The organism is Spirillospora sp. NPDC049652, assembly GCF_040675125.1.
Taxonomy (GTDB): domain Bacteria; phylum Actinomycetota; class Actinomycetes; order Streptosporangiales; family Streptosporangiaceae; genus Spirillospora.
In genome coordinates this window covers 1-7,512 of the sequence record NZ_JBFAOF010000302.1, presented here as the reverse complement: position 1 = coordinate 7,512, position 7,512 = coordinate 1, and the positions used below count along the sequence as shown (strand labels likewise).

The 7,512-nt window shown below is 74.1% G+C and carries 5 protein-coding genes; all 5 read right to left on the bottom strand.

What is annotated here, in order from left to right; all coding sequences use genetic code 11:
• Window positions 1–828: acyl-CoA dehydrogenase family protein (locus tag AB0J52_RS20040; RefSeq protein WP_500183106.1), on the bottom strand; the 828-nt coding region annotated here is incomplete at its 3' end.
• A 99-nt stretch (window positions 829–927) separates the two neighbouring features.
• The gene (locus tag AB0J52_RS20035; RefSeq protein ID WP_500183105.1) at window positions 928–2,997 is read right to left on the bottom strand and encodes a hypothetical protein; all 2,070 of its coding nucleotides are present in this window, start codon (window positions 2,995–2,997) and stop codon (window positions 928–930) included.
• Between the two features lie 75 nt (window positions 2,998–3,072).
• Window positions 3,073–4,206 carry an EI24 domain-containing protein gene (locus AB0J52_RS20030; protein ID WP_500183104.1) on the bottom strand — a complete coding sequence of 378 codons (1,134 nt, stop codon included), beginning with the start codon at window positions 4,204–4,206 and terminating at the stop codon, window positions 3,073–3,075.
• Window positions 4,207–4,216: 10 nt separating this feature from the next.
• Window positions 4,217–5,095: an SDR family NAD(P)-dependent oxidoreductase gene (locus AB0J52_RS20025; RefSeq protein ID WP_500183103.1), complete on the bottom strand. Its 879-nt coding sequence runs from the start codon at window positions 5,093–5,095 to the stop codon at window positions 4,217–4,219.
• A 306-nt stretch (window positions 5,096–5,401) separates the two neighbouring features.
• Window positions 5,402–7,222, bottom strand: coding sequence for a M1 family metallopeptidase (locus AB0J52_RS20020; RefSeq protein WP_500183102.1), 1,821 nt, complete (start codon window positions 7,220–7,222; stop codon window positions 5,402–5,404).
• Between the last annotated feature and the right edge of the window lie 290 nt (window positions 7,223–7,512).

Here is a 7,512-nt window from a genome sequence, read left to right as displayed (position 1 = left end):
GTCCTCGGACAGCGCGCGGGCGGCGTCCCAGACGGCGGCGCGGGCGCGTTCGAGGTCGATCAGCATCCGGCCGCACCGGTGCTTGACGCCCTGGAACCTCCCGATCGGCCGGCCGAACTGCTCGCGCAGCTTGGCGTAGGCGACCGCGTCGTCCAGGGCGCGGGCCGCGACGCCGCACGCCTCCGCCCCCAGCAGGACGGTCGCGAGCGCCCGCCCGTCCACGCCCTCGATGATCCAGTCGGGGTCGGCGCCCGCGAGCCCGTCGACCGTCACCTGCCCGACCGGACGGGTCAGGTCGAGCGATTCGAGCGGCTCCACCTGGACATCGGCCGCGTCCACGACGACCCAGCGGTCACCGCCGTCCAGGGGCAGGACGAGCAGGTCGGCGAGGGGCGCGCCGAGGACCGGGCCGACCGTTCCGCCGTCCCCGGACAGCGCACCGGTGAGCGCGACGGCCGCCGTGCGCGACCCGTCCGCCAGGGCCGGAAGGAGCGCGGCGGCGGGCTTCCCGCCCCCCGCCTCGATGATCGCGGACCCCAGGACGGTCGGCAGGTGGGCGCCCGGAGCGAGCGCGCGGCCCAGCTCCTCCAGCACCACCGCCTGGTCCAGCAGGCCGCCGCCCTGCCCGCCGTGCGCCTCGGCCAGATGCAGTCCGAGCAGGCCCTGCGCGGCGAGCGCGTCCCAGAACACGGGCCGCCGCAGGCCCGCGCGCCCGTCCTGGCCGTCCTGGACGGCGGCCCGGGCCGCCCGGTCCACCCCGTGCCGCTCGACCAGTCCCCGCACGGACGCGGCGAGCGCCTCGTGCTCCTCGGTCAGTCCGATCGCCATGGCCGCACCTCTCGCTCGGATGTAAGCGAGAGCTTATTGGAATGGCGTTCGGTTGTCCCGGGCGAGCGAGCCGGAGACGGGGCGTCCGGTCAGGTCAGGTCAGGGAGCGACCTTGAGCCCGTCCACGAAGAGGTTGAGGTCCGGCCACAGCTTGCGCTGGGTGTTCGGCAGCGAGGCGAACACGACCGCCGGGGCCTTGTGGCCGGTGTCCACGACCGCGGTGACCACGACCTCGCCGGTCGCCCGGACGCCGGGCCGCTTGTACTTGTAGTACTCCGCGACCAGCCAGCCCTTGTGCGTGCCGACCGACAGCTCCTGCGAGGCCAGCGGCGCCGAGTCGTGCTGGAACCCGTAGTAGTCCTTCTCGAAGCCGTTCGCCGCGAGCGCCGCGACCGTCCGGAGGCTCTCCGGGCCCTTGTAGTGCGACTGCAGCGCCGGGGCCAGCGTCCCGGTGAGCAGCCGGCCGCCCCCCGCCTGCTCGCCGTGCTTCTCGGTGACCAGGACCTGCTGGCCCGACCAGCCGGTCACCGCCAGCTTGTTCTTCTTGGTCGCCACCTGCCACGGCTCGGCGAACCGCGGATACGACAGCCCGGACTTCTCGTCGCTCGCCCGCCCGGCGACCTTCCCGGGCTTCCCGGCGAACTTCGCCAGCGGCTTCTCCGGCGGAAGCTGGACCTTAGGCGGGTGCTTCTTCTGCGTCGCGGCGGGCAGGTTCGGCCGGTCCTCGGTGGTGGACGCGGCGGGCGAGTCCTTCTTCTTCTGCATGAAGTAGACGCCGCCGGCCGCGATCAGCGCCACGACCAGCAGGCCGACGCCGCCGAACAGCGCAACCCGGGACGACCGGCCCTTCCCGGAGTCCTCGTCGAACCCGCCGGAGTGCCCGTCCGGGCCGTCGCCGCCGAGCATGGAGTCGGCCGACTTCTCGTCCGCCATCCAGCCCGGCATCTGCCAGTTCCCGCTGCTCGGCCGTCCCGGACGCGCCGTCGCGGACGCCGCGGTCGGATCGGCCACGGCCGCGTACCGGCCGTCGCCGCCGTGCTGGTCGGCCCCGGAGTGGTCGGGGCCGCCCTCGAACAGCGAGCCCTCCCAGGCGGCCTGGCCGCCCTGCTCCTCCACCGGAGCGACCTTGATGTCATCGTGTGCGGAAGCCACCGGCACATCCTGGCCGCGCGCGGGGACGTGCGCGGCGTTTTCCACCGAATGGCCGACGCCGGACGCGGCCGGGCCCGTGCCCATGGCCTCGCGGACGGACGGAGCACGCTCATGCGCGGGGGCCGGTTTCGGCTCCTCCCAGGCAGGAACGGGCTCGCGCGGCTCGTCATGCCACCACGGCCCCGAATCCGGGCCGCCCGCCTCGTACTCGCGGCTCGCCCCGGCGCCGAAATCGACCGGCCCCACGACGTCCGCCAGATCCCGCGTCTCCTGCGGCAGCTTCGCCTCAACGGACGGCGCCGCCTCATAGGCCCGCGCCGCGTACTCGTCCACCCGAGCCTCAGCGCCACGCCCCTGCGGCGCAGACTCCTGCTCGTGCGGTGCCGAGCCGTACTCGCCGTCCGCGGAGTCGTGCCCGTAGGGCGCGGGCTCGTCCGCCCGGCGCGCGGGCTCGTGCTCGCGGCGCGCGGCCTCGTGCTCGCGGGGCGCGGCCTCGTGCTCGCGGCGCGCAGCCTCGTGCTCACCGGGCGCGTACTCGTGCTCGTGGGGCGCGTGCTCGTGGCGGACGGGCTCGTCCGCGTGGGAGGCGGGGACCGACGCGGGCTCCTGCTCACCGGAAGCGGCGGCGGGCACGTCGGCGGCAGCGCCGAACTCGTCAGCGGGCGCGGCGGACGGCGGCTCCTCGGCCGGGCCTCTGCGCAGGTGCGGGGCCTCGACCTTGCCCCAGACGTCGTGGTACTCGGGCTCGGGCTCGTCCTCGACGGGCGCCGGGACCGGGTCGGGGTCGGAGAACTCGGTGCGTCCGGTGGGCTCGGGGATCGAGACCTCGGGGACCTTCACCTCGATCTCGGGGAACGAACTGCGGGGCGAGGTCGAGGTCCGGGCGTCGGCCCGCGGAGCGCGCCCGGCGGCGGGCTGTGCGGGCAGCGGGCCGGTGGGCGCGTCCGCCATCTCCCCGTCGGCTCCGTTCTCGCTCATGTCGGTCCAGCGCGTTCCGCGCTCCCCCTGATCGGACATGCGGCACACGTTACGCGAAGATCACTCATTAGGGACCGGCCGGTAATTACGCTCCGGACACATCTTTCTATCGCCTCAGTGATACGGCGGGGAGACGCGATCTCCATTCGGCCCGGGAATCGCAGGCACAAGGCGTTCCCGTGCGAGCAGCGCGCCGCCGGCGACCGCACCGGGCATGGCCAGCACCGCGCCCAGGGGGATGAGGAAGACCACGAATGCGGTCGCGCCGAAACCCACGGCGAGTGACCGGTGCGCACGCAGCAGAGCGAAGCGGTCGCGGCGCAGCAGTCCGCGCCGTTCCAGCATGACGGACGTCAGCTCGCCCGCCAGGAAATAGCCCGACACGCACGCCGCGACGACCGGCACCACGGTCTGCCCCACCACCGGCAGGAATCCGAGCACGAAGAACAGCAGCCCGAAGACCACCGCGAACAGGCCGAGGATCAGCGCGTCCTTCAGCGCCCGGGCGATCTGCGTGGCCAGCGGGACGTCCGGCTCGGGCGGCGCGCCGCCCAGCGACTCCTCGACCGCGACCGCGATCCGCTCGTAGAACGGGTCGCCGACCAGCAGCGTCAGCGCGGTGAACGTCAGGACGGCGAGGAACGACGCCGCGCCGAACAGCGCGATGCCCGCGACCACGTGCGTCGCGGTGCGCGTCCCGGGCGACCAGTGGTCGGCGAACGGCGTGACCCAGGCGGCGGCGTCGTCCAGCTTCCACGCGAGGGAGCCCAGCAACACCACGTACACGGCCAGCACGATCACCGCCGGGATCAGCCCGAACAGCCATTTCCCGGGCCGCCGCGCCACCCACGCCAGACCGCGCAGGAAGTACGCCACGCCGGAGCCCAGGTCCTTGAACCCGCGCCCTCTGACGACAGGCACGATCGGCCCCGCCGAGCCGCCGGGGGGCATCTGGCCGGGCACGCTCCCGTACCCCTGCGGACCGGGACCGCCCTGGGCGCCCGGCACGGGCGTGAACCCGTGCCCTTGCGGACGTGGGGCGCCGGGCCCCGCCGGGCCGTGCCCGTAACCGCCGGGCGCACCGGGGCCTCCGGGGGCGGGGGCCCAGCCGGGCGCGGGCGGAGGCCCGGGCTGCGGGTAGGGCCCGCCCTGCTGCGGGTAGGGGCCGCCCTGCTGCGGGTAAGGGCGGCCGGGCTGCGGGTAGGACTGGCCCGGCTGCGGCCTCGAAGGGTCGTACGGGTGGCTCACAGGGGCAACGTTAGCGGCTGGGCAGCCCGACAAGTGCGGAGGAACGCTCCCAGACGGCCCGCCGGAGCTCGGCGTCCTTGAGGGGACCCGAGCGGGGCAGCAGCCCCGCGCCCGGTGTGGACGTCACGTACTCGCCCGTCCGGGTCGCGAACCGGGGGTCGGTGGCCACGCGGACGACGGCCTTCGCGCCCTGCGCGGGCGTCCGCAGCGCGGGCGTGTGGGACAGCAGCCCGGCGACGCGTCCGGCCCCGGGGACGGCCCGCCCGATGCCGGTCGCGACCATTCCCGGGCATACCGCGTTCGCGGTGACGCCCGTGCCGTCGAGGCGCTCGGCGAGCTCCTGGGTGAACAGGATGTTGAGCAGCTTCGACCGCGCGTACACGCGGAACGATCCGGACGGCCCGTACGGGGCGGGCTCGGCGAACCGCTCGGGGTCCAGGCGGCCCGCGTGCCGGTGCGCCTCGGACGCCACGGTCACCACGCGCGCCCCGTCCGCGCGCCCGGCCTTCTCCAGCGGGCCGAGCAGCAGCTCGGTGAGCAGGAACGGGCCGAGGTGGTTGGTCGCGATCATCCGGTCGTGGCCGTCCGCGCTGGTCTTGGCCCGCAGCAGGTGCACGCCCGCGTTGTTGACCAGGACGTCCAGGTGCCCGTAGGCGGCGTGCACGCGCTCGGCCGCGTGCCGGACGTCCTCCAGCGCCGACAGGTCGGCCAGGAACAGGTCGAAGATCGCGCCCGGGACGCTCGCGGCCAGCTCCTCGGCCGTCCGGTCCGCGCGGGTGGGGTTGCGGGCCACGATGCCGACGCGGAAGCCGCGCCGGGCGAGCTCGCGCGCGGTCTCCTTCCCGATCCCCGACGTGGCCCCGGTGACGAGCGCGATCTTCTCCTCCATGTGCACAGCCTTCCGGAGAGCCAGGTCACAGTGGAAGACCCAAACGAACGTTCGGACGGGAATTCCGGACCTCATCCTGCCCCGGGACGGGCATCCGTCCCGTGCCTCCCGTCCTTCCCCGCACAGTTTCCTCCGCGCATGCGTCCGCCCCGTCCGGGGTGGACGGGGCGGACACAGGCGGGGGGCGGGGCCTGAACCGCGCCGGCCCCGGGACTCGGGGGCAGGCCCCGGGGCGGCGCGGTCGGTCTTCGACGCGGTGCCGTGGGGCCGCCGGCGCGGTGCCGGCCGACCCCGATACGGCTCCGGTCAGCCTTCGATGCGGTGCGTGGTCCAGAACGACGTCAGGTCCGTGGTGGTCGCGGCCTGCGCCGCGGCCTTGAACTCCGCCGTCGTGGAGACCCCGTACCAGTGGGACTGCGCGTAGTTGCGCAGCATCGTGGCCATGGCGGTGTCGCCGATGACGCGCCGCAGGTCGTGCAGCGCGCACTTGCCGTAGTTGTAGACGACCGTGGAGTACCGCGACGAATGCGCGTCCCAGTACGCCATCGAGTTGGTGATCTTCTCGGCGGACGACGCCCACGACACGCTCGACCAGCAGCCCGACCCGGTGCTGCCGAAGTACAGGTCGGTCGCGTAGTCGGCGAACGCCTCGTCCAGCCAGGGCGCGTTGTACTCGTCGTCGCCGACGATCCCGTACCACCACTGGTGGGCGAACTCGTGCGCGAGCGCGGTGGAGCTGACCAGGTCGAGGACGAACCCCGGGTACTCCATGCCGCCGAACCAGAAGTTGTTGTCGAGCACGACGTCCGCCTCGCCGTACGGGTAGGCCCCGAACCGCGAGGAGTGCGCGTCCAGCGCGTTCGTCGAGGTGGTCAGCATCGACTGCGCGGACGAGGACGAGATCCCGCTCACCCAGTAGACGTTGACCTTCACGCCGCCGGCCGAGGTGCCGGAGACCTTCTGGAACGGGCCGGCCGCCCACGCGAAGTCGCGCACCTTGGCCGCCGTCGCCGTGGTGACCGTCCGGCCGGACGAGCCGGGCGTGTCGGTCGAGGAGCCGGTGGCGGGGACCGCGAGCGAGGTCGGGTGGTCGAGGGTGACCTTGAAGTCCGAGGCCAGCGAGTAGAACGACTCGCCGTTGTTGGTGTACGGGTCCAGGTGCCAGCCCGCGGCGTCCCGGACGGCCAGCACGGGCAGGGCGTTGCCGATGAAGTTGTAGGCCCCGTCCCGGCCGAACCGGTCCGCGCCGGACGGCACGACGATGCTGAGGTCGAAGCCGACCGTCCCGCTCTGCCCCTGGTTCAGCGGCGCGGGCAGGGTGATCTTCAGCGCGGTGCAGCCGACCTCCAGCGACCCGGCGGTCCCGCCGGTGACGTTGGAGACCGTGATCGGGGTGGACGGGCAGTTGCCGTGGTAGTTGTCCCACAGCCGCAGGTAGACCTCGTTGAGCGGGGTCGCCGAGGCGTTCGTGAAGGACGCCGACTCGTGCCCGGTCCAGGTCCCGCCGGACGCGTCGCTGGTGAGGTTCACCGTGTAGGACGGCGCGGCGGGGGTGCGGGTGTCCCCGGAGGGCGGGGTGGAGCCGCCGGAGACGTCCAGGGCGATGTCGTCCAGCACGAAGCTGGTCTGGAGGCTCACGTCCTCGGTGCCGGTGAACGTGAGCGTGACCGTCTGGCCCGCGTACGCGGACACGTCGAAGGTCTTCTTGGTGTAGCCGCTCGCCGCGTCCTGGTTGGAGTAGGTCGCGAGCGTGGTCGAGCCGATTTTCGCGGTGAGCTTGTCGTAGGCGATCGAACCGGGGGACTCGCCGGTGTCGACGTGCAGCCAGAACGACAGGGACGCCGCGGAGCATCCGGCGGGCAGCGTCACCGTCTGGGACAGCGTGTCGGTGTGCGTGCTCCCGGTGCCGTCCAGGCGGGCGAACCGGCTGCCGGAGTGCGCGGTCTGGCCGCCGCCCGTGAAGATCACGTTGCTGGACGCCGTCCAGGGCGAGGTGCCGCTCTCGAAGCCGCCGTTGGCGACGACCTGCGCGGGGGTGCAGTCGGCCGCGAGGCGCGGCTTCGGCTGGGCGGTGCGGGCCTCGGCGGAGGCGGGCGAGGACGGCGCGGCCAGGGTCGCGGCGACCATCGCGGTCCCCGCCGTGAGGGCGAGGAACCGGCGGGTGCGGCGCGCCGAAGAGCGCTGTGTGCGGCGTGCCGAAGAGCGCTGTGCGCGGGGCGCCGAGGGGCGCCGTGTGCGGCGGTGTGCGCCGAAGGCGGGTGTGCCGTGGGGGCCGGGTGTGCCCAGGGGGTTGCGGGTCAAGGGGTTCTCCCTCGCGGGGCAGGTCCCGGGCGCGACCGGGTGGGGTCGCGCCCGGGACGAGGGCTTGGAGCCTTCGGACCGGTCTCCCGTCCCGGCGGGCCGGTCGGTCCGCCGGG